We start from the raw sequence: 20,511 nt of genomic DNA, 5'->3' as shown, positions 1-20,511 counted from the left end.
AAATCTAGTCTCTATTCAAAAACAGTGTTCGGCAGAGGTGGCGGGAAGCACGTTGCCATCGACCATAAGTGAAGTTATGCTCAGTCGGGAGCGAGGCGCCAGCTCTCGCCGCCATGGGGCAAGCGGAGGTCACGTCATGAACAACATCGCCATCGGTGATGCGATGTTCCTGTTGGGCGAGGCCGCTGGCCGCCCGGCGCAGGTCATCACGCTGCAGCTGTTCCGTCCGCCGCAGGATGCCGACCCGCAGGAGTGGGTGACCAGCTACTTCCAGCAGCTCCTCGCGAGTGACGACCTGAAGCGCGCGTTCCGGCGCCGGCCTGCCCGGAGGCTGCTGTCGCCCTCGACACTGCGATGGGTCGACGACGAGCCTGTCGAGCTCGACCATCACGTCCGGCACTCCGCCCTCCCCGGGCAGGGCCGGGTCCGCGAGCTCCTCGAAGCCGTGTCGGTCCAGCACGGGGTGCTGCTCGACCGCCGCCGGCCGTTGTGGGAGTTCCACGTCTTCGAGGGCCTCGAGGGCGGCCGGTTCGCCACGGCCTTCAAGACCCACCACGCGATCGCCGACGGCATGTCGCTGGCCAAGCACGTCCTGGGCAGCATGAGCCCGGATCCTGACGACCGCAACTGCACACCGCCCTGGATGGCCGGTCCGAAGCGTCCTCGCAAGGCGGTCGTCGCGAGCGGCGGCATCAGTCTGGCGCCCGTGCTTCGAGGAGCGACCGCAGTGAAGTCGTTGATCGACATGGGGCGCGACGAGAGTGCGACGGTGCCGTTCGAGGCGCCGCCGTCCCCGCTCAACGTCAAGGTCGGCGGTGCCCGTCGGTTCGCGGGTGACCAGTGGCCCCTGGCCCGGCTCAAGGCCGTGGCCAACGCGGTCGGTGGAACGGTCAACGACGTCGGTCTGGCCATGGCCGGCGCCGCGCTGCGCGCCTACCTCGACGAGTTGGGCGGCCTGCCGGACCGGTCGCTCATCGCGATGGTGCCGGTGTCGGTCCGCCGTGAGGGTGACGGCATCCCCGAGGGCGAGGGCAACGCCTTCGGTGCGATGCTCTGCGACCTCGGGACCAACCACGACGACCCGGTCGCGCGCGTCGAGTCGATCCTGACGCAGACGCGCGCTGCCAAGGAGCGCTTCGCGAAGATGTCCGCGGCCGAGATCCTGGCCGTCAGCAAGCTGATCATGGGCGGCGCGATCGTGTCGTCCCTGACCGGCATCACGGCGCTGCCGCGGCACCCGTTCAACCTGATCATCTCGAACGTCCCGGCGCCCAATCAGCCGCTCTACTACAACGGCGCACAGATGACCGACATCTATCCGGTGTCGATGATCTCCGAGGCGCAGGCCATGAACATCACCCTCACCCGCTACGACAACACCATGACCTTCGGGATCGTGGGAGACCGCCGTGCCCTGCCCCACCTGCAGCGCATGCTCATCCACCTCGACGGTGCGCTCGAGGCGCTGGAGAAGGCAGTAGAGGGGTGAGCGATGGCCGCCGCCGATGACCTGCGCCCGCTGGTCGATGCCTCGGCGGCCCTGCTCCGCGCCACGGCGCACATCGCAGGTCAGGGGAGTCGCCGGATCCTGGGCGCGCCGGTGCGCCCGGTCGTGGCCGAGCTCGGGCGACAGGTGCCGGCGCGAACGTCGGCCCGGCGGTTCGCCGTACTGCTCGAACAGGCGCTGACCCAGTCGAGCGCTGAGGCCGAGGACCTCCTGCTCGACGCACTGGTCCGCGGGCTGGTGCCCGACGAGGCCCGGATCATCGCGGCCCTGGCGGGGCGCGCGTGGAGTCCGCTGGTCCACGTCGAAGCGCGCCGCGACGGTGAGGAACACCTCGGGCTGCGGAACGCCTCACTGATCGGTCGCCAGGCGGGCATCGCCCTGGTTCGTCGTACGCCGCACTACGTCACGCGGCTGCTCGCCACCGGGCTGGTGGTGGCCACGGCGGAGCGCGAGGACCGCGGTCCTGAGTACGAGGTGCTCCTTGCCGAGCCCGACGTGCTGGACGCCATCCGCGGTGCCGGCCGCGGGCCGCTGGGGCCGCGGATCCGCAGAGGCGGACTCGAGCTGTCCGACCTCGGCCGGGAGCTGTGGGCGGCCCAGCAGACGATGGAGCGGGTCGTGGAGCGGTCGGTGTGAGGACCCACCTGGTCGCGGCGGTGCAGACCTGGCCGGAGATCCGCGCGGACATCAGTGAGTACTGGTACATCTACGCCTCGATGCCGCTGATCGCGGCGCTGATCGGCTACGTCACCAAGATCGTGGCGATCGAGATGCTCTACCGACCGATGAAGTTCGTCGGCATCGGGCCGTTCGGTTGGCAGGGGCTGGTGCCGCGACGGGCAGGCAAGGTCGCCGCCGTCACGATCCGGCTGCTGACCGAGAACCTCCTGCGTGCCGAGGACCTGCTCGCGCGTTTCGACGGCGCCGACGCCGTGCACGAGCTCCGGGTCCCGTTGGCGCGTGCGGTCGACGAGGTGGCGCGGGAGGTCGTCGACCAGATCACGCCCGGCGGCTGGGACGCCCTGCCTGATCCGGTCCGCCGCCTCGTTCGCGCCCGTGTCCAGCAGCAGGCACCGGGGATCGTGGACCGCCTGGTCGCCGAGATCCGCGCCGACGTCGACCAGTTCATCGACCTGCACTACCTCACCGTCACCACGCTCGTGCAGCACAAGCACCGCCTCAACGACATGATGCGGCAGACGGCCGGCAGCTCGATGCTGTTCCTGCGACGGACCGGGCTGGTCTTCGGGTTCGCCATCGGCCTGGTCCAGACCGTCGCGTGGGCCTACTGGCACAACCTCTGGATCATGCCGGCCTTCGGTCTGGTCACCGGGTTCCTCAGCGACTGGATCGCCCTCACCCTGCTGTTCCGGCCGAGCGAACCGCGGCGGATCCTCGGCAAGCGGATGCACGGCGTGCTGCACGCCAGTCGTGACCAGATCACCCGGGACTACGCGCGGATCATGGCCGCGGACCTGTTCCAGCCGGCGGCCCTGCTGGAGGCCGTGTTGACCGGGCCCGGCGCCGACCGGCTCTTCGTGATGGTCCAGCGCGAGGTCGACGACGTGGTGGCTCGCTCCCTCGGTCCGGCCCGGTCGCTGGTGGCCGTCGGGATCGGCACCGTGCGCTACGAACAGATGAAGACCACCGTCGTACGACGGGTGCTGACCCTGTTGCCCGAGATGCCCGAGGTCGAGGACTACGCGGCCAGGGTGCTCGACGTCGAGAACGTGCTGGCCGAGAAGATGGCGCAGCTGACGACCGAGCAGTTCGAGGGCATCATGCGTCCGATCTTCAAGGACGACGAGTGGCTGATGATCAGCGTCGGGGCGGTGCTGGGCTTCCTGGTCGGTGAGCTCCAGGTCGAGCTGGTCACGCACCTCGGTGGCGCCTGAGCGGGTGCTCCGGGAGATGGGGATGGACGACAGTCGATAACAAGGTTATATTCGTCCGATGAACCAGGACCTTCAGGGCAGGACAGTCGTCGTCACGGGAGCCGCACGCGGCATCGGGGAGATGGTCGCCCGGCTGGCCGTCGAGCGAGGCGCCCGGGTGGGCCTCGTCGGGCTCGAGCCGGACCGGCTGGAGGCGTTGGCGCACGACCTCGGCGGGAGTGCCGTCTGGCACGTCGCCGACGTCCGAGTCGGGGAAGAGCTCCGGGCGGCCATCGACGGTTGTGCTGACGACCTGGGTGCCATCGACTTCCTGGTCGCCAACGCGGGAGTCGCGGCGTACGGAACCGTCCGCAACATCGAGGAGGCGTCGTTCGAGCGGGTCATCGACGTCAACGTCAACGGTGTCTTCCGGACGTTGAAGTACGCGACGCCCCATCTCGCGGAGAGCCGCGGGCACGCCCTGGTCGTCGCGTCGGCACTGTCCTTCATGCCGCTGGCCGCCATGGCGTCGTACGGCGCCAGCAAGGCCGGGGTGGAGATGCTGGCCCTGGCGTACCGCCAGGAAGTGGCGCACCTGGGCGTGACCGTGGGGCTCGTGCACCCGTCCTGGATCGACACCGACCTGGTGCGCGGAGCGGAGGCCGACCTGCCGTCGTTCCGCGGGATGCGTCGGCGCCTGCCGTACCCCGGCAACGTCACGACCAGCGTCGACGAGGCCGCCAGTGCGATCGTGGACGCCCTCGTGCGCCGGAAGTCGCGGGTCTACGTCCCTCGCGCGGTCGGTGTCGCCAACTGGGCGCAGGGCTTGCTGAACTCGCCGCTGGCATGGCCGTGGATGCGACGGTTCGCTGCACAGACCGTGCCCACGCTCGAGGCTGAGGTCGACGCGCTGGGGCGCAACGACCAGGTGGTGCCCGTCAGCCGGTGATGTCGCGCCCGATCAGGCGTCGGGCGACGATCCACTGCTGCAGCTCGTTGGCACCCTCGAAGATCTCGAGGATCTTGGAGTCCCGGTACATCTCCTCCAGGCGAACGGACTCGCCGGACTCCGAGACCTTGCGGGCGAAGCCGAGGGCGCCGTGGATCTGGATGGCATCGCGGACCATGTCGACCGCGAGGCGGGTGCCGTAGGCCTTCGCCATGGCGGCTTCCGGCTCCGCGCTGGCGTCGCCGGTGTCGAGGAGGTACGCGGCCTTCTGGTAGAGGCTGCGGGCGCACTCGAGCTCGGTGGCGCGCTGGGCGAGGGTGAACTGCCAGTGCTGCATCGCGCCGAGCGGCCTGCCGAAGACCTCGCGGGTCTGGAGCCGGTGGACCGCGAGGTCCAGGGCGGCCTGAGCCACGCCGACGCCGGCCGCGCCGATGCCGATGCGGCCCCGGACCAGCGCGGAGAGTGCGACGCCCATGCCGCGGCCCGGCTCGCCGAGGACGTGGGTCCGGGGCACGAAGACGTCCTCGAGCACGATGTCGGCGGTGATCTGGCCACGGTGGCCCATCTTCAGGTCGGGCTCGCCGATCCGGACGCCCGGTGCACTGAGGTCGACCAGCAGCATCGTGGCGCGGTTCCCGTCGTGGCCGTCGCGGACCAGGATCGAGGCCCAGCCGGCGACGACGCTGTTGGTGATCCAGCGCTTGCGGCCGTTCACGATCCAGCCGCCGTCGGCCTCGATCGCCACGGTGCCGAGGCGTTCGGCCGTCAGGTCAGAGCTCGTGGCCGGTTCGGTGGTTGCGAAGGCGAACGCGGTCTCGCCGGACACCAGGTCCGGGATCAGCTGGGCCTGCACCTCGGGTGTCGCGAAGGTGAGGGTCTGGGGGACGAGGATGCACTGGCCGTCGTACACGCCAGCAATGGAGGAGGACTCGTAGGCGATCTCCTCGGCGGCGGTGCAGGTCGCCAGCATCGGGAACTCCAGGCCGGCGCCGTACGGCTTCGCGAAGGGCAGTGCGAAGACGCCCTCGGACGCCAGTCCGCGGAACGCGGGCCACGCGAAGCTGTCCCGGGACTCCTCGCGCTCGCCGATCTCGCGGGCGACCGGAGCCAGGTGCTTGGCGACGGCGTCGCGGACCTGTGCGCGCACCTGCCGGGTCTCCTCGGGCAGCCACACGTCGTGCGACATGCGGTCCTGGGTGCGGGCGACGCTCATGGGGTTCTCCTCGGAATCGGACGACTGTACGATTCAGCATAATCGGACGAACGTCAGATTTGCTAGTCTCTCGGCGTGACTGGTTCTGACATGGCCGCCGAGGGCAAGGCCGCGCGCACCCGCCAGCGGATCCTGGCGGCGGCGGCGCACGAGTTCGCGCTCCATGGGTACGGCGGCGCGAGCCTCCGGCGCATCGCCGATGCCGCCGAGCTGAAGGTCGGCAGCCTCGCCTTCCACTTCGCGACGAAGGACGACCTGGTCGCGGCCGTCCTCCAGGACGGCGTGGACTCGGCGCGGGCCGCGCTGGTCGCTGCGGTCGGGTCCGTTCCTGCTGATGCCTCGTCCGTCGATCGATTGCGTGCTGCGATCCGGGGTCACCTGGAGGCCCTGCACGCCAGCGACGACCGAGCCTCGTCGGTGGTCCGGATGGTCGAGACGATCCCGTCCTCGCTGCGTGCTGAACACGTGCGGCACGAGCGCCGGTTCGGAAAGGTCTGGCTCGACGTGCTGGCCCGCGGGCAGAAGGACGGCGTCGTGCGCGACGACGTGGACCTGCGCATCCTGCGCGACCTCGTCGTGGGTGCGCTCAACAGCACCTCGACCATGTCTCCGGCGGCGAGCGCCGACCGGAACGCCGTCGTCGAGACGCTGGTGACCCTGCTCAGTCCAGCAGGACCGAACGCCCCAGCTTCTTCAACCGGTTGATGTGCCTGCGCGTCGGCTCTTCGCGTGGGTCGAATGCCGTGGTGAGGGCCATGCCGCGAAGGCTGGTGAACAGGATCTCGCGGAAGTCGTCGTAGTCCGGGTGTGCGGTGTGGTCGGGGCCGAAGAAGGCGTCCAGGCCGAGCCGGATGCCGCGGGCCAGGTCGCGCTCGCCGGGGAGCAGTGCAGCGCGGAGCTCGTCGTCGTGGCGGGACGCGATCCACAGCTCGGTGGCCGCCCAGAAGTAGCCCTGCCTGAACGTCAGGGCGATCGCCTCGACGGCGGCATCGATGCGCTTTCCGGGGTCCGTGGGCCAGCGCTGGTCCTCGTCCAGCTCGGACACGCGGGCGTTCGCGAGGTGGTGCGTGGCCGCGATGAGCAGCGCGGCCCGGGAGGGGAAGTGGTGCAGCAGGCGGCCGCGGGAGATTCCTGCCTTCTCCTGGATGCGCAGGGTGGTCGCTCCGCCGTAGCCGTCCTCGACGAGGACCTCGACGGCTGCGTCGAGGATCTGTCGCTGGACGTCGACGGTGCGGCTCTGCAGGGCGCGCTTCGCGGGGGCCCGCTCGGTGGCGGGGCGCTCGGGGGACGACGTACCGGGCATCGGGTCCTCGTCCTTCTCGTCGGTCACGTCACGGATGACATCGCAGCGGCGACAGGCTACAGTGCACTAACCAGTCAGGACTGACTGGTTAACGAAACCCTAAGCCATGGAGGTGCCTCGTGCCCACTCCCGTCATCGTCGACGTCGTCCGTCTCGCGTCCGGCAAGGGCAAGATGGGTGGCGCCCTGTCGGGCACCCACCCGACCTCGATGCTGGTCCATGTCCTGAAGTCGATCGTCGAGCGCAACGGCCTCGATCCCGCGCTCGTGGACGACGTGATCACCGGTTGCGTCATGCAGGGTGGTGAGCAGGCGCTCAACATCGGCCGCACCGCTGTCCTGGGTGCGGGCTTCCCCGAGTCCGTCCCCGCGACGACCATCGACCGGGCCTGTGGCTCCAGCCAGCAGGCGGTCCACTTCGCCGCCCAGGGCGTGGCCGCGGGTGCCTACGACATCGTGATCGCCGCCGGCGTGGAGTCGATGAGCCGGGTCCCGATGGGCAGCACCACCCAGGGCAAGGACACCTTCGGCCCCGAGCTGACGGCGCGCTACCCCGAGGGCCTGGTCAACCAGGGCGTTTCGGCCGAGCTGGTCGCGACCCAGTGGAAGTTCGACCGCGCGACGCTGGACGAGTACTCCGCCACCTCGCACCGTCGCGCTGCTGAGGCGATCGCGTCGGGGTTCTTCGACAAGGAGATCGTGCCGATCACCGTGACCGACGCCGAGGGCAATGCCGTCGAGCACAGGATCGACGAGACCGTCCGCGCGAGCACGACGGCCGAGGGCCTCGGTGGCCTCAAGCCGGCGTTCCGGACCGATGAGTACGCCGCGCGCTTCCCCGACGTCGAGTGGGCGATCCACCCCGGCAACTCCTCGCCCTTCACCGACGGTGCCTCGGCCGCCCTGATCATGAGCGAGGAGATGGCGAGCAAGCTCGGTCTGACCCCGCGGGCGCGGTTCGTGTCGTACGCCGTCCTCGGCGCCGACCCGTTGATGATGCTCACCGCCCCGATCCCCGCGACCCAGAAGGCCCTCGCCAAGGCCGGTCTGGGCATCGACGACATCGACGCCTACGAGGTCAACGAGGCCTTCGCCCCGGTCCCGCTCGCCTGGGCCCACGACCTCGGCGCGGACCCCGCAAAGCTCAACCCCCGCGGCGGCGCGATCGCGCTCGGCCACGCGCTCGGTTCCTCGGGCACCCGCCTGCTCGCCACGCTCCTCAATCACCTCGAGGCCACCGGCGGCCGCTACGGCATCCAGACCATGTGCGAGGCCCAGGGCATGGCCAACGCCACCATCATCGAACGAATCTGACCGCTGGTTGAGGTGCGAGGCGCGCCAGCGCCGAGCCTCGAAACCCCTGCAGCCGACGTCGAAACTCCACCACAGCAAGGAACTCACATGCAGATCAACAACACCGTCGCCCTCGTCACCGGCGGCGCCTCGGGCCTGGGCCGCGCGACCGTCGAGGCGCTGCTCGCCAAGGGCGGCAAGGCCGTCATCCTCGACCTTCCCGGCGGCCCGGGCGAGGTCGCAGCCAAGGAGCTCGGCGACGCCGTGCGCTTCGTGCCCGGCGACGTCCGCAGCGAGGACGACGTGCTCGCCGCGATCGCCGCAGCCTCCGAGCTCGGCGAGCTCCGCGTCGTGGTCAACTGCGCCGGCACCGGGGACGCGATCAAGACCGTCGGGAAGGGCAACACCCCCTACCCCTACGACAAGTTCCAGCGGATCATCGAGATCAACCTGATCGGCAGCTTCAACGTCATCCGCCTTGCTGCGGCGCACATCGCCGGCCTCGAGCTGGTCGGCGAGGAGCGCGGCGTCATCATCAACACCGCCTCCGTCGCGGCCTTCGACGGCCAGATCGGCCAGGCCGCCTACGCCGCGTCCAAGGGCGGTGTGGTCGGCATGACCCTGCCGATCGCCCGCGACCTGTCGACCATCGGTATCCGCGTCGTCACCATCGCGCCCGGCCTGTTCGACACCCCCCTGCTCGCCTCGCTGCCCGAGGAGGCCCGCAAGAGCCTCGGCCAACAGGTCCCGCACCCCTCGCGCCTCGGCGACCCCAAGGAGTACGGCGCCCTGGCCGCCCACGTGGTCGAGAACCCGATGCTCAACGGCGAGACCATCCGTCTCGACGGCGCCATCCGGATGGCCCCCCGATGACCGCTCAGCAGAGCAGCCTGAACCTGCGCAGTGGCTTCTACGACGTCGACCACGACGACTACCGCGCCTCGGTGCGCGAGTTCGTCAAGCGTGAGGTCGAGCCGTACTACCTCGAGTGGGAGGACGAGCGCCTCGTCCCGCGCAGCGCCTGGCAGGCCGCCGGCAAGAACGGCATCCTCGGCCTCGCCGTCCCGGAGCAGTACGGCGGCGGGGGAGTGTCGGACTTCCGGTTCCCCATGATCGTGGCGGAGGAGCTCGCCGCGGTCGGCGCGACGTCGTACCTCCTCAGCCTGCGGCTGCAGGACGACATCGTGCTGCCGTACCTGGTGGACCTGTGCACCGAGGAGCAGAAGCAGCGCTGGCTGCCGGGCATGGCGTCCGGGGAGATCGTCGGCGCCATCGCGATGACCGAGCCGGGTGCCGGCAGCGACCTCCAGGGGATCCGCTCCTCGGCGGTCCGTGATGGCGACGGCTGGATCCTCAACGGGACCAAGACGTTCATCACCAACGGCATCAACGCCGACCTCGTCATCGTCTTCGCGCGCACCGATCCCGACGCCGGCTCGCGGGGCTTCAGCCTCTTCGTCGTCGAGCGCGACGACCCGGGTTTTGCCCGCGGACGCAAGCTCGACAAGGTCGGCATCCCCGGCCAGGACACCGCCGAGCTCGTCTTCGAGGACGTGCGCGTGGGCCCGGAGAACGTGCTCGGCGAGATCGGCGAAGGCCTGATCTACCTGATGCAGCGGCTCCCGAAGGAGCGGCTTTCGCTCGCGGTCCAGGCGCTCGCTGCGGCCGAGGCCGCGGTGAAGTGGACCGAGGACTACGTCTTCGACCGCACGGCGTTCGGCAAGCGGATCGGTGACCAGCAGGCCATCCGGTTCGACCTGGCCGAGATGGAGACCGAGGTCGAGGTCACCCGGTCCTACATCCAGAACGCCGCGCTGGCCCTCAGTGACCACACGCTCACCGCGACGGAGGCCTCGAAGGCGAAGCTCTGGGCGACCGAGATGCAGGTCCGGGTCACCAGCCGTTGCCTGCAGCTGTTCGGCGGCTACGGCTACATGAACGAGTACCCCATCGCCCGGGCCTTCCGCGACTCCCGCGTGCAGACGATCTACGGCGGCACCAGCCAGATCATGAAGGAGATCATCGGTCGCGACATCGCCGGCCGCTACCCGAAGGAGGCCTCACGATGAAGCTGGGCATGATCATGGACTACACCGGCAGCTTCGACGAGAGCGTCGAGCTGATCCAGGCCTATGAGCAGGTCGGCCTGGAGATGGTGGCGATCCCGGAGGCCTACTCCTTCGACGCCGTCAGTCAGCTCGGCTACGTCGCGGCGAAGACCCAGAAGGTCGAGCTGATGACCGCGATCCTGCAGGTCTACTCGCGCACGCCTTCACTGACGGCGATGACGGCGGCGGGACTGGACTTCGTGTCCGGCGGCCGGTTCACCCTGGGCCTGGGCGCCAGTGGTCCGCAGGTGGTCGAGGGCTTCCACGGCCTGAAGTACGACGCCCCGCTCGGTCGCACGCGCGAAGCCGTCGAGATCTGCCGCCAGGTGTGGCGTCGCGAGCCGCTGTCGTACGACGGCAAGTACTACCGCGCGCCACTGACCAAGGAGCACGGTGGCTCGGGCCTCGGCAAGCCGCTCAAGATCATCAACCGGCCGCTCCGTGCCGACATCCCGGTCTCGATCGCCGCACTGGGCCTGAAGAACGTCGAGCTGGTCGCCGAGATCTCGCAGGGCTGGCAGCCGCTGTTCTTCCACCCGCTCAAGGCGCAGCAGGCCTGGGGCGAGTCCCTGGCAGCCGGCTTCGCGAAGCGCGACCCCGCGCTCGGCGAGCTCGACATCCAGCTCCAGGTGAGCTTCCACGTCGGTGAGCCGACGCCGGAGATCACCGCGACGGTGCGCAACCAGCTGGCGCTCTACATCGGCGGGATGGGGGCGCGGGACAAGAACTTCTACAACCAGCTCGCCTGTCGCTACGGCTACGAGGCTGAGGCGAAGGAGATCCAGGACCTCTACCTGTCGGGCGACAAGGTGGCCGCTGCGGCCGCCGTACCGCAGGACCTGGTGGAGGCGGTGACCCTGATGGGCGACGACGACTCCCTCCGTCGCCAGCTCGGTGAGTTCCACGACGCCGGGGTGCGGACCCTGCTGGTCAACCCGATGGCCGCGACGCCGGCCGATCGGGTCGAGCACGTCGGCAGGCTCTCCGAGCTGCTGGCCGAGCGCCATTCGCCGGTCGCCGTTTCCTGAGGCGCTCGCGTCGCTTGCCTGTTCGCTCGTCGTCGATTACATTATGATCGTAAGGTAATCGACGACGAGCGAGCGCGAGGCGAGCACATGCCCTCTGTACTGGTGACCGGCGCCAGCCGGGGGATCGGCCTGGCCATCACGCGCCACCTGAGCGATCGAGGCTGGGAGGTGTACGCGACTGCCCGCTCGGAGTCCGACCTCGCCGACCTGGGCAAGCTGCCGCAGGTGCATCCGATCCAGCTGGACATCACCGATCGTGCTGCCGTCGCCCGGCTGGGGGAGCACCTCCCGCCGCGGCTCGACGGCGTGGTCAACAACGCCGGGATCATCGTGCAGGGGCCGGTGGAGGGTACGTCGATCGATGACCTGTCACGGCAGCTGGACGTCAACGTCACGGCCCAGATCGCGGTGACCCAGGCGGTGCTCCCGCACATCCGTGAGGCCCGCGGACGCGTGGTCTTCATGTCGTCGGTCAGCGGGTTGATCACCCTCCCGGGCACGGGTGCCTACAGTGCCTCCAAGTACGCCCTCGAGTCCCTGGCCGACGCGCTCCGGATGGAGCTGCGTCCCTGGAAGATCCCGGTCTCGCTCGTCGAGCCGGGTCCGACCCGCACCGACATGTGGGGCGACGCGCTCGACGACTACGACCGGATGACCAGCGGCCTCAGTCCCGCGCATCGCGAGCTCTACGCATCGCACCTCACCGGCAATCGCAAGCTCCTGGCGCGGATGCAGAAGCTGACGGGTGATCCGCAGAAGGTCGTGGCCGCCGTCGATCGCGCGCTGACGTCGCGCCGCCCGAAGCGCCGGTACCGGTGCGACAACGTCAGCCGCGCGCAGCTCGCGCTCGTCTCCGTCACCCCGACCGCCGTCAACGATGCGCTGTTCGCAGCTGCCACCACCTCGAAATGAGTTCTCACGTGTCCCTTCGCGCCAACAAGTCGACCAGCCGCCGACGCCTGCAATGGACCCTCGCGGTGCTGGCGGCCATCCCGTTCGCCAGCGCCGGCCGTGAGGTCGCGCTCGGCCCGGCCGGCGTGCCCGGCGGATCGCCGGCCGTGAATCCGACCGTGGACAGCGCTCTTCGCTACGCCAATGTCTACAAGGCCGCCGTGGCACCGGTCATCTGGTCCCAGCTCGGACGGGTCGAGAGATCAGCCGGCGTGACCTTCGCGCTGTCCAGCCTCTTCGTAGGCGGCCTCGCCCGGCTGAGGTCCTGGCAGCAGACCGGACGTCCGCATCCGGTCACCGTGGGGGCGGTCGTGCTCGAGCTCGCCGCGCCGCCGCTGCTGGTCGTCTGGCAGCAACGCATCCGCGCCCGCTCGGGCACCTCGTCGCAGGGAGAACTTTCATGAGCAACGACCCCGTCATCACGTCGTACGCCCACGCCCCGGCCCGCACGGTCTCGGCCGGGGGCGTGACCTATGCCTACCGGGAGCTGGGTCCGAAGGGCGGCATCCCTGTCGTCTTCTTCGTGCACCTCGCCGCGACCCTGGACAACTGGGACCCCCGCATCGTCGACCCGATCGCGAAGAACCGGCACGTGATCACCTTCGACCAGCGCGGCGTCGGTGCCTCGACGGGCCAGGTGCCCGCCACCCTCGAGGAGGCGGCCGATCACGCCCACGAGTTCATCACGGCACTCGGGTTCGACAGGATCGACGTCTTCTCGTTCTCGATGGGCGGCATGATCGCCCAGGACCTGATCGTCAAGCACCCCGAGCTCGTCCGCAGGCTCGTCCTTACCGGGACCGGGCCGCGTGGCGGCAAGGACATGGACAAGGTCGTCGGTGTCACCTACTACGACATCCTGCGCGCGACCCTGACGCGGTCGGACCCGAAGGAGTTCCTCTTCTTCAACCGTGACGCGACGGGCAAGGCCGCCGGCAAGGCGTTCGTCCAGCGCCTCCAGGAGCGCACTGTCGACCGCGACCAGGAGATCACGCTCAAGGCACTGCGCACCCAGCTGAAGGCGATCCAGAAGTTCGGCCGCTCCGCCCCCTCGGACCTGTCGACGTTCACCCAGCCGACCCTGATCGCCAACGGCGACCACGACCGCATGGTGCCGTCGGTGCTCTCCGAGGACCTGCACCGCCGGATCAAGGGCAGCGAGCTGATCATCTACCCCAACTCGGGCCACGGTGGCGTGTTCCAGTTCCACGAGCAGTTCGCTCCGGCCGCCGCCGCCTTCCTCGCCGACTGACCGTCCCTGCCGACTGACCTCCCCGCCGACTGGCTCTCAGCGGCGGGAGCCGACGACGAGGTCGTCCTCGTCCACGACGTGCCCGGCGGCGCAGCGCACCTCGACCTGCACCGGCTCGCCGCAGTCGGCATGGGTGACGATCGGTCCTCCGCCGGAGGAGTGCGCGGTGCCCCACTGGAGCAGGGCCAGGACCGCGGGCAGCAGGTCGTGGCCGGCGGTGGTCAGGACGTAGGCGTGCCGGGTTCGCTGGCCGGGCTCGCGGTACGGCTCCTTGGTCAGCACGCCGGCCTCGACGAGCTCGCGCAGTCGCTGGGCAGCGACTGCGTCGGTCACGCCGACCCGTTTGACGAGTGAGTCGAACCGCGAGGCGCCGTAGAAGACCTCGCGCAGCAGCAGGAGCGCGGTGCGGTTGCCGATCAGCTGCAGGGTGCGGTCGATGGGACAGCGATCGCCCAGGGGTACGTCGTCGCGCTGGGCGAGCCTTCCGGTCAGGCGTACGGTCATGGCGGCAAGTCTAACTTGCCGAAACCATAGTCAGCCACCTAGAGTGCTGGCTGTGCCCAACCAAAGCCAGCGAATCGTCACGGCGGTACTGATCGGGGCAGCGTTCCTGGCCGGCATCGACCTCTTCATCGTCAATGTCGCCTTCGACCAGATCGGGCGCGACTTCGATGGTGCCGGGCTCACCGAGCTGAGCTGGATCCTCAATGCCTATGCCGTCGTGTACGCCGCACTGCTGGTCCCGATGGGCCGGCTGGCCGACCGGGCGGGGCAGAAGCGCGGCTTCGTCGCGGGGATGATGCTGTTCATCGCCGCCAGCCTCGCCTGCGGCTTCGCGCCGGGGATCTGGTGGCTGGTGGGCTTCCGGGTGGTCCAGGCCATCGGCGCGGCCGCGATGACGCCCGCCAGTCTCGGCCTCCTGCTGGCGACCGTTGCCCCCGAGAAGCGGGCGTCGTCCGCACGTCTGTGGGCGCTGACCGGCGCCGTGGCGGCGGCACTCGGTCCCGCGCTCGGCGGCGGTCTGGTCCAGCTGTCGTGGCAGTGGGCGTTCTGGATCAACCTTCCCGTCGGCCTGTTGCTCGTCGCGGGCGCGCTGCGCTACGTCCCGGACGTGCGACACAACGAGGGCACGCCGCTGCCGGACCTCGCCGGTGCGGTCGTGCTGGCGGTGTCCGTCGGCGCGCTGGTGCTCGGTCTGGTCCAGGCCAGTGACTGGGGCTGGACCTCGGCCCGGGTCCTCGGTGCGTTCAGTGTCTCGGTCCTCGGCATGGTCGTCTTCGCGCGACGTACGCTCCGGCACCCGTCGCCGATCATCGCGCCAGCGCTCCTCGCCGTTCCTGCCTTCCGGTGGGCCAACGTGGCCACCCTGGTGTTCAACACCGGCTTCGGGGCCTCGCTGCTCGGTGCCATCCTCTGGCTCCAGCAGGCCTGGTCGTACGGCGCGCTGCAGACCGGCCTGGCGATCGCGATCGGGCCGCTCGCGGTGCCGGTCACCTCTGTGCTGGCGCACCGGTTGACCCCTCACGCGCGTCCGGGGCACATGGTTGCCGCCGGGAGCCTGATCTTCGGGGCATCGGCACTGTGGCAGGCGCTGGCGCTCAGCCCCACGCCGGCGTACTGGACCGCCTTCCTGCCCGCCTGGGTGCTCGGTGGCGTCGGCGTCGGCCTGGCGATGCCGAATCTCTTGGCCGCGGCTGCCTCGACCCTGCCTCCTGCCCAGGTCTCGACCGGCGGGGGAGTCGTGACCATGGCCCGTCAGGTCGGCCTGGTCCTGGGCGTGAGCATGCTGGTGACGATGGTCGACAAGCCGGACCACGAGGCCGCCTTCACCCAGGCGTGGTGTGCCATCGCGGTCTGTGCGGCCCTGTCCGCGCTCGCCGCGCTGCGGCTGTCCAGCGTGACGACCGCGACCGCTGCCCGGCAGCTCGCGATGGCGGAGCGTTCGTGAGCCCTCTTTTCTAGAGCACTTGTTCTGGAACGGACGTTCCAATAGAGTGGCGGCATGGCCCGCCCCCGGACGAACGACATCGACGCCCTGCTCGACGTCGCCGAACAGCTCGCGACAGCCGCTGGTCCGGGTGGGCTGACACTGCGCGGTCTGGCCGATGCGGCAGGGGTGTCGAACGGGTCGATCTACCACGCGTTCTCCTCCAAGGAGGAGCTGCTCGCCAAGGTCTGGATCAGGGCTGCGCGCCGCCTCCTGGCGGAACAGGACGATCGGGTCTCCGCGGCAATCGAGGGGCGGGCCTCTGTCGCCCAGGCCGACGACGCCGTCGTGGCCGCCGCCCTGTGGCCGGTCGAGTTCGCCATCGCACGGCCGGCCGCGGCCAGGTTGTTCTTCGGCCAGCGCCGCGACCAGCTCTTCTCCGAGGAGGATCTCTCCGCCGAGGTCACCGACGAGCTCGAGGCCGTTCAGGCTGCCTTCACCCAGGTGCTCGTCCTGCTCGCGCGCGCTCGCTGGAACCGTGCCGATCGCGTTGCCGTCGAGACCATTGCCGCCTGCATCGTCGACATCCCCGGTGGGCTCATGCAACGCAGGCTCGCCAGTGGTGCGCCCCTGGACGCCCAGGTCGCCGCCCAGGTCGAGGCGGCCTGTCGGGCCATTCTCGCCCTCGAGCCCCCGCCCGCCCCTGTCCGAAAGTCCCGCTCCGCCCAACAGAAGGAAAGACGATCATGACCCACCTCGTTCAGCAGGACGGCGTGTACGTCCTCGACCTCGGCGCCGACGAGAACCGCTTCACCCTCGACTGGCTCAAGCAGGTCGACGCGCACCTCGACGAGGTGGTGGCCTCCCCGGCTCCGCTCGTCACGACCGCTGGGGGCAAGTTCTACTCCAACGGCCTCGACCTGGAGTACGTCCTGGGCAACCCCGAGCAGCTCTCGGCGTACGTCGCGGAGGTCCAGGCGCTGTTCGCGCGCGTCCTCGAGCTGCCGGTCCCGACGGTCGCGGCGGTGCCCGGGCACGCGTTCGGTGCGGGCGCGATGCTCGCCATGGCTCACGACTGGCGGGTCATGCGCAGCGAACGCGGCTACTTCTGCTTCCCCGAGGTCGACATCAACATCCCGTTCACCCCGGGCATGGCTGCGCTCATCCAGGCCAAGCTGACGCCGCAGGGAGCGATCGTCGCGATGAGCACCGGACAGCGGTACGACGCCGGCGCTGCCGTGGCCGCCGGACTCGTCGACAGCGCGGCCGCGGAGGCCGATGTCCTGCCGTCCGCGATCGCCCGGGTCCAGCCGCTTGCCGGCAAGGACCCCGGGACCCTCGGTGCCATCAAGGCCACGATGTTCGCCGGGGTCCTCCGCGAGCTGCGCACGCCCGAGGTGCACGGAGCCTGATCCGGCGCGAAGTGCTTGGGGGATCAGTGGTTCGGCAGGTTCGCCCCGGCGAGGAACATGCCGACGGCGTGCTCCACGAACTGGTCGCGTGACAGGTCGACCGAGCCGGTGATCCAGGCGGACAGCGCCTCGACCAAGCCGCCGGACAGGAAGGTCGCCGTGAAGCGCGCCCAGGGCTCCAGGGCCGTTGTGCGCTCCAGGTGGAGGGTGCTGGCGCCTTCGGCGATCATCAGCTCCACGACGACGTCGAGGTGGGCCCGCCGGCGGGCGGCCAGCACGGGATGCGCCCCGCTCGCGACCAGCAGTGCACCGACGCGCGGGTCGGCCCGGGCCAGGTCGACCACGGCTCCGATCACGGCGCTCGCCCGGGCGCTGGGCTCGTCGGCGGACGTCGCGAGCGCCTCCATGATCGAGGCCAGGAGCTGTCCGCCGACATGCTCCACGACGGCCTCCAGCGCGTCGTCGACCTGGGCGAAGCTCTCGTAGTAGTAGCGCTCGTTCAGCCCGGCGGCGCGGCACAACCGGTTGACGGTCACCCCGGCGGCGCCGTGCTCGGCCAGTACGTCGAGCGCTGCCTCGACCAGGCGCGCCCGGCGCTCCGCGCGCCGCTCGTCCGCGGTCCGCCCGCCGTAGGCGCGTGAGGTGGTCACCTTGTGATTCTCGCAGCATTGCCATGCGGTGCTGGCCGGTGCATGATTCTGGGGGACTGCATTTCCAGATAGGAGCGTGTGATGGCGGGCTACTTCCCGGAGACCTCGATGGCGGTGCGCGCGCTCCGTCAACGGGCGGTGTCGCTCACCTACGGCCAGCGGGCGCTGGTCATCGGGGCCACGCACCCGGTGCTCTTCCAGGGCACCGCGCAGCACACCTCCCACCGCCAGACGCCGTACACCCGGCTGGGCCTGACGGCACGACTCTTCGAGGCGACCTTCCTGGGCGACCGTGAGGAGGCCGACCGGGCGCTGGCCTTCACGGCCAAACGGCACGCTCCCGTGCAGGGCGCCATTGCCGAGGACGGGGGAGCGCACTACCCCGCGGGGACCACCTACAGCGCCCACGAGCCTGAGCTGATGTGGTGGACGGCGGCCTTCACGCTCGACTCGGTCGAGTTCATGCACGACGCGATGGTCCACCGGCTCACTGCGGGCGAACGCGAAGGACTCTTCGAGGACTTCGTCGCCTGGGCGGTCATGTTCGGCATGCCCGCCGACACCGCGCCGTCGTCGTACGCCGCGTTCCGGACGGAGTACGACGCCTGGATGGACTCCGATGCGCCGTACCTCGTGCCGGAGGCGCAGCTGATCGGCGAGCACATCGCCGGGGTCCACGGCTACGGACTGCCGGGTGCGCTGGTGACCTCGCCGACGCTGGCCACCGTCGTCCAGGGCAGTCTGCCGCGCACGGTGCGGGCGATGTTCGGCATCGACTGGGGACGACGCGACCAGCTCGCGTACGAGGCGATCACCCGGGCCAGCCGGATCGCGCACCAGCGGGTCCCGTTGCTCGCGGCCACCCCGCTCCTGAGGGGCCGGAGTGCTGAGTTCTACAAGGTCGTCGCGCGAGGTGAGCAGGCGTTGATCCGCCGTGGTGGGGTGAGCATCCCCGGAGTGTCGGACCGGACCGACGTCGCCTGATCGGCGACTTCGGCCGGTCGTCGGGGTCAGCCGACGTCGCTGGCGTGCGCGACCGCGTCGAGCTCGGCCACGAAGCGGGTCACCTCGTCCAGTGCGAGGCGAGCCTCGGGAACCAGTCCGAGGACCGGGAAGACGTGGACCTGGCCCGGCCAGACCTGGAGCTCGCAGTGTCCGCCCGCCTCCTGCTGGACCTGTGTGAACAGCTCGGAGTCGCCGCGCATCATCTCTGACGCGCCGACGATCACCAGTGCAGGCGGCAGGTCGGGACCGGCCTCGAGGGCGACGTTGAACCGTGGGTCGTTCGCGGTCCCGGTGTGCAGGTGGTGGCGGATCACGCGCCGCGCGAAGCCGGGCACCGTGATCGGGTCGTTGCTACGTCGGTAGGCCGCCGCAGCGGTGTCGAAGCTGGCGTCGACGAGCGGCGAGAAGAGGACGAGACCCGCCGGCATCGGCACGCCGAGCCGCCGCAGCTCGCCGCACAGTGACAGGGACAGGTGTCCGCCGGCGGAGTCGCCCGAGACCAGGATGTTCTCGGGGCGGTGTCCCTGCTCGAGGAGCCACAGGAAGGCGCGGACGATGTCGTCGTGTGCCGCCGGGAACCGGTGCTCGGGTCCCATCCGGTAGTCGAGGCTGAACGCGCGCCGACCGGTCCGCTCGGCCAGCGCGGCCACGAAGGCCCGGTGACTGCGGGGGGAGCAGACGGCGTACGCGCTGCCGTGGGAGTAGAGCAGAACCTGCTCTCCGGGCCGCGCCTCGGGGCCGACCCACTCGCCGTGGACGGCTCCGCGGTCGGTGAGGGTGCGCACCCGGGTGTGCGGGACCTTGTCGGCGCCGGCAGCGATGCAGCCGACCTCGATCGCGGCCCGGGTGAGGCGCAGGCCCACCGCGCTGCCGGGCAGCACGCGCGAGGCCTGCTTGAAGCTGGCCCGCATGACGCGGTTCAGGCGAACGCTGGTGGACGACGGGACGCGAGTGGAGACGTCGACGGTGACTGTCACAGACCGCAGTAGACCACGAGCGTTGTCACTTTGTCCCGGGATGTCACCTGTCATCCGCGTCACGAACGCGAAGGTGGTGTCGTCAGACGCGGGTGTGCTGGGCCGCCTCGAAGGGGGAGTCGCCCGTCAGGGCGGTGTTGCCCAGCAGGTTGGACTCGGCGAGCTGGACGCGGGCTCGTGCGCGCCGCTGGGGTCCGTTCTGCGGGTCCAGGAAGTAGGCAGCGGCAGCACCGAAGGTTGCTGCCAGCATCATTGACGCCAGCTTGCGCCGGCGGCGCCACCTCTTGATCGTGGGTTCGACCTTTCCTGCGATCTGGTCGGTCAGTCCGTGCGACATCGTGGCCTCCGTGGTCGGGTCGTCGTGCGGTACCCCGTGGCCGGGACTTCATTCGCCTAGATTGACGCCATGACCGAGACGGTGCCCGCGACCCGGATCCTGCGTGCCGCGGAGGAGCTGATCGCCGAACGTGGCCCGAGTGCATCGCTCGAGGACGTCGCCCGTACTGCTGGGCTGCGCAACAAGTCGGCGGTGCACTACTACTTCGGCGGTCGCGACGGGTTGATCTCGGCGGCCGTCAACGCACGTCTGGCCGAGATGGAGTCGGTGCGCATGCGGATGCTGGCCGATGCAGAGGCGGTCGGCACCCACAACGACGTGCGGAACCTGGTGGCGATGCTGGTCCTGCCGATGGTCCAGATCGTCGACAGCCCGGACTCGACGCACTTCGCCCGCTTCCTCGACCGGGTGCGGGATCACGCCGCGGTCTCGGACGAGCACGTCCTCTGGGACGAGAGCCATCCCTCGTTGCGGATCATCATCGGTCGGATCTCCAGGGGCATCACGATGGTCCCGGAAGCGGATCGGCGCTTCCGTACCGACTCGATGGCCACCTGTCTGCTCGGCCTGGTCGCCGAGTACGAACGGACGTCTGCAGTGCTCGGCCGAAGCGCCCGCGAGCGGCGGCACCAGGAGCTGATCGACGTCCTGACCGGGCTGGTGCTGGCTGTTCCGACAGGGGCGCAGGCAAAGATTAAGGGCTAGCCCTTGACTTGATGAGGGACC

General features: G+C 69.9%; 23 protein-coding genes. 17 read left to right on the top strand and 6 right to left on the bottom strand.

Annotated elements, in window-relative coordinates; translation table 11 throughout:
• Positions 1 to 136 precede the first annotated feature (136 nt).
• The 4 genes from ASD84_RS03495 to ASD84_RS03480 are packed head-to-tail and all read left to right on the top strand — an operon-like array spanning position 137 to position 4,330.
• The gene (locus tag ASD84_RS03495; RefSeq protein ID WP_056706692.1) at positions 137 to 1,489 is read left to right on the top strand and encodes a WS/DGAT/MGAT family O-acyltransferase; all 1,353 of its coding nucleotides are present in this window, start codon (positions 137 to 139) and stop codon (positions 1,487 to 1,489) included.
• Positions 1,490 to 1,492: 3 nt separating this feature from the next.
• Complete coding sequence (locus tag ASD84_RS03490) at positions 1,493 to 2,143, top strand: hypothetical protein (protein WP_056706690.1); 651 nt, start codon at positions 1,493 to 1,495, stop codon at positions 2,141 to 2,143.
• Entirely contained in the window at positions 2,140 to 3,402 is a 1,263-nt protein-coding gene (locus ASD84_RS03485) for a DUF445 domain-containing protein (protein ID WP_200954402.1), read from the top strand. The genes ASD84_RS03490 and ASD84_RS03485 overlap by 4 nt, the downstream gene beginning before the upstream one ends.
• A gap of 58 nt (positions 3,403 to 3,460) precedes the next feature.
• Positions 3,461 to 4,330, top strand: a complete 870-nt coding sequence (locus ASD84_RS03480) for an SDR family oxidoreductase (RefSeq protein ID WP_056706688.1) — start codon at positions 3,461 to 3,463, stop codon at positions 4,328 to 4,330.
• Here ASD84_RS03480 and ASD84_RS03475 read toward each other — a convergent pair.
• Positions 4,320 to 5,543 carry an acyl-CoA dehydrogenase family protein gene (locus tag ASD84_RS03475; protein WP_056706685.1) on the bottom strand — a complete coding sequence of 408 codons (1,224 nt, stop codon included), beginning with the start codon at positions 5,541 to 5,543 and terminating at the stop codon, positions 4,320 to 4,322. The two genes, ASD84_RS03480 and ASD84_RS03475, sit on opposite strands and share 11 nt — an antisense overlap.
• Positions 5,544 to 5,618: 75 nt before the next feature.
• Here ASD84_RS03475 and ASD84_RS03470 point away from each other — a divergent pair, with 75 nt between their 5' ends.
• Positions 5,619 to 6,248 carry a TetR/AcrR family transcriptional regulator gene (locus ASD84_RS03470; protein WP_200954401.1) on the top strand — a complete coding sequence of 210 codons (630 nt, stop codon included), beginning with the start codon at positions 5,619 to 5,621 and terminating at the stop codon, positions 6,246 to 6,248.
• Here ASD84_RS03470 and ASD84_RS03465 read toward each other — a convergent pair.
• On the bottom strand, positions 6,205 to 6,873 hold the full coding sequence (locus ASD84_RS03465) for a TetR/AcrR family transcriptional regulator (protein ID WP_200954399.1): 669 nt from the start codon (positions 6,871 to 6,873) through the stop codon (positions 6,205 to 6,207). The genes ASD84_RS03470 and ASD84_RS03465 overlap by 44 nt on opposite strands.
• A 92-nt stretch (positions 6,874 to 6,965) precedes the next feature.
• On the opposite strand from ASD84_RS03465, the gene ASD84_RS03460 reads away from it, so the two are divergent.
• The 7 genes from ASD84_RS03460 (at position 6,966) to ASD84_RS03430 (ending at position 13,477) form a co-directional block, all read left to right on the top strand.
• Positions 6,966 to 8,159, top strand: a complete 1,194-nt coding sequence (locus ASD84_RS03460) for a thiolase family protein (RefSeq protein ID WP_056706681.1) — start codon at positions 6,966 to 6,968, stop codon at positions 8,157 to 8,159.
• 87 nt (positions 8,160 to 8,246) lie between these two features.
• Positions 8,247 to 9,011: a 3-hydroxyacyl-CoA dehydrogenase gene (locus ASD84_RS03455; RefSeq protein WP_056706678.1), complete on the top strand. Its 765-nt coding sequence runs from the start codon at positions 8,247 to 8,249 to the stop codon at positions 9,009 to 9,011.
• Positions 9,008 to 10,207, top strand: coding sequence for an acyl-CoA dehydrogenase family protein (locus ASD84_RS03450; RefSeq protein WP_200954397.1), 1,200 nt, complete (start codon positions 9,008 to 9,010; stop codon positions 10,205 to 10,207). Before ASD84_RS03455 ends, ASD84_RS03450 begins: the two co-directional genes overlap by 4 nt.
• Complete coding sequence (locus tag ASD84_RS03445) at positions 10,204 to 11,274, top strand: LLM class F420-dependent oxidoreductase (protein ID WP_056706675.1); 1,071 nt, start codon at positions 10,204 to 10,206, stop codon at positions 11,272 to 11,274. The genes ASD84_RS03450 and ASD84_RS03445 overlap by 4 nt, the downstream gene beginning before the upstream one ends.
• Before the next feature lie 87 nt (positions 11,275 to 11,361).
• Positions 11,362 to 12,186 carry an SDR family oxidoreductase gene (locus ASD84_RS03440; protein ID WP_056706674.1) on the top strand — a complete coding sequence of 275 codons (825 nt, stop codon included), beginning with the start codon at positions 11,362 to 11,364 and terminating at the stop codon, positions 12,184 to 12,186.
• A gap of 8 nt (positions 12,187 to 12,194) precedes the next feature.
• Positions 12,195 to 12,629: a DUF4345 domain-containing protein gene (locus ASD84_RS03435; RefSeq protein ID WP_200954395.1), complete on the top strand. Its 435-nt coding sequence runs from the start codon at positions 12,195 to 12,197 to the stop codon at positions 12,627 to 12,629.
• Entirely contained in the window at positions 12,626 to 13,477 is an 852-nt protein-coding gene (locus ASD84_RS03430) for an alpha/beta fold hydrolase (RefSeq protein ID WP_056706672.1), read from the top strand. Before ASD84_RS03435 ends, ASD84_RS03430 begins: the two co-directional genes overlap by 4 nt.
• 36 nt (positions 13,478 to 13,513) lie before the next feature.
• Here ASD84_RS03430 and ASD84_RS03425 read toward each other — a convergent pair whose 3' ends face one another.
• On the bottom strand, positions 13,514 to 13,981 hold the full coding sequence (locus ASD84_RS03425; protein WP_056706670.1) for a winged helix-turn-helix transcriptional regulator: 468 nt from the start codon (positions 13,979 to 13,981) through the stop codon (positions 13,514 to 13,516).
• Positions 13,982 to 14,033: 52 nt separating this feature from the next.
• Between ASD84_RS03425 and ASD84_RS03420 the strand changes: the two genes are divergently transcribed.
• The 3 genes from ASD84_RS03420 to ASD84_RS03410 are packed head-to-tail and all read left to right on the top strand — an operon-like array spanning position 14,034 to position 16,816.
• On the top strand, positions 14,034 to 15,425 hold the full coding sequence (locus ASD84_RS03420; RefSeq protein WP_235530959.1) for an MFS transporter: 1,392 nt from the start codon (positions 14,034 to 14,036) through the stop codon (positions 15,423 to 15,425).
• Between the two features lie 54 nt (positions 15,426 to 15,479).
• Positions 15,480 to 16,154, top strand: a complete 675-nt coding sequence (locus ASD84_RS03415) for a TetR/AcrR family transcriptional regulator (protein ID WP_056706666.1) — start codon at positions 15,480 to 15,482, stop codon at positions 16,152 to 16,154.
• Positions 16,151 to 16,816: an enoyl-CoA hydratase-related protein gene (locus tag ASD84_RS03410; RefSeq protein WP_056706664.1), complete on the top strand. Its 666-nt coding sequence runs from the start codon at positions 16,151 to 16,153 to the stop codon at positions 16,814 to 16,816. Before ASD84_RS03415 ends, ASD84_RS03410 begins: the two co-directional genes overlap by 4 nt.
• Before the next feature lie 23 nt (positions 16,817 to 16,839).
• On the opposite strand, the gene ASD84_RS03405 is transcribed toward ASD84_RS03410, so the two are convergent.
• On the bottom strand, positions 16,840 to 17,466 hold the full coding sequence (locus tag ASD84_RS03405; protein ID WP_056706662.1) for a TetR/AcrR family transcriptional regulator: 627 nt from the start codon (positions 17,464 to 17,466) through the stop codon (positions 16,840 to 16,842).
• A gap of 81 nt (positions 17,467 to 17,547) precedes the next feature.
• Between ASD84_RS03405 and ASD84_RS03400 the strand changes: the two genes are divergently transcribed.
• Positions 17,548 to 18,450, top strand: coding sequence for an oxygenase MpaB family protein (locus tag ASD84_RS03400; RefSeq protein WP_056706660.1), 903 nt, complete (start codon positions 17,548 to 17,550; stop codon positions 18,448 to 18,450).
• Positions 18,451 to 18,476: 26 nt separating this feature from the next.
• Here ASD84_RS03400 and ASD84_RS03395 read toward each other — a convergent pair whose 3' ends face one another.
• Entirely contained in the window at positions 18,477 to 19,448 is a 972-nt protein-coding gene (locus ASD84_RS03395; RefSeq protein WP_056706658.1) for an alpha/beta hydrolase, read from the bottom strand.
• An 82-nt stretch (positions 19,449 to 19,530) separates the two neighbouring features.
• On the bottom strand, positions 19,531 to 19,785 hold the full coding sequence (locus ASD84_RS03390) for a hypothetical protein (protein WP_056706655.1): 255 nt from the start codon (positions 19,783 to 19,785) through the stop codon (positions 19,531 to 19,533).
• Between the two features lie 69 nt (positions 19,786 to 19,854).
• Between ASD84_RS03390 and ASD84_RS03385 the strand changes: the two genes are divergently transcribed.
• Positions 19,855 to 20,490: a TetR/AcrR family transcriptional regulator gene (locus ASD84_RS03385; protein ID WP_056706654.1), complete on the top strand. Its 636-nt coding sequence runs from the start codon at positions 19,855 to 19,857 to the stop codon at positions 20,488 to 20,490.
• Positions 20,491 to 20,511 lie beyond the last annotated feature (21 nt).

The organism is Nocardioides sp. Root682, assembly GCF_001427795.1.
In the GTDB taxonomy this organism is placed as follows: domain Bacteria; phylum Actinomycetota; class Actinomycetes; order Propionibacteriales; family Nocardioidaceae; genus Nocardioides.
Note: the sequence above shows the minus strand (reverse complement) of the source record. Positions and strands in the feature narration are given on the sequence as shown.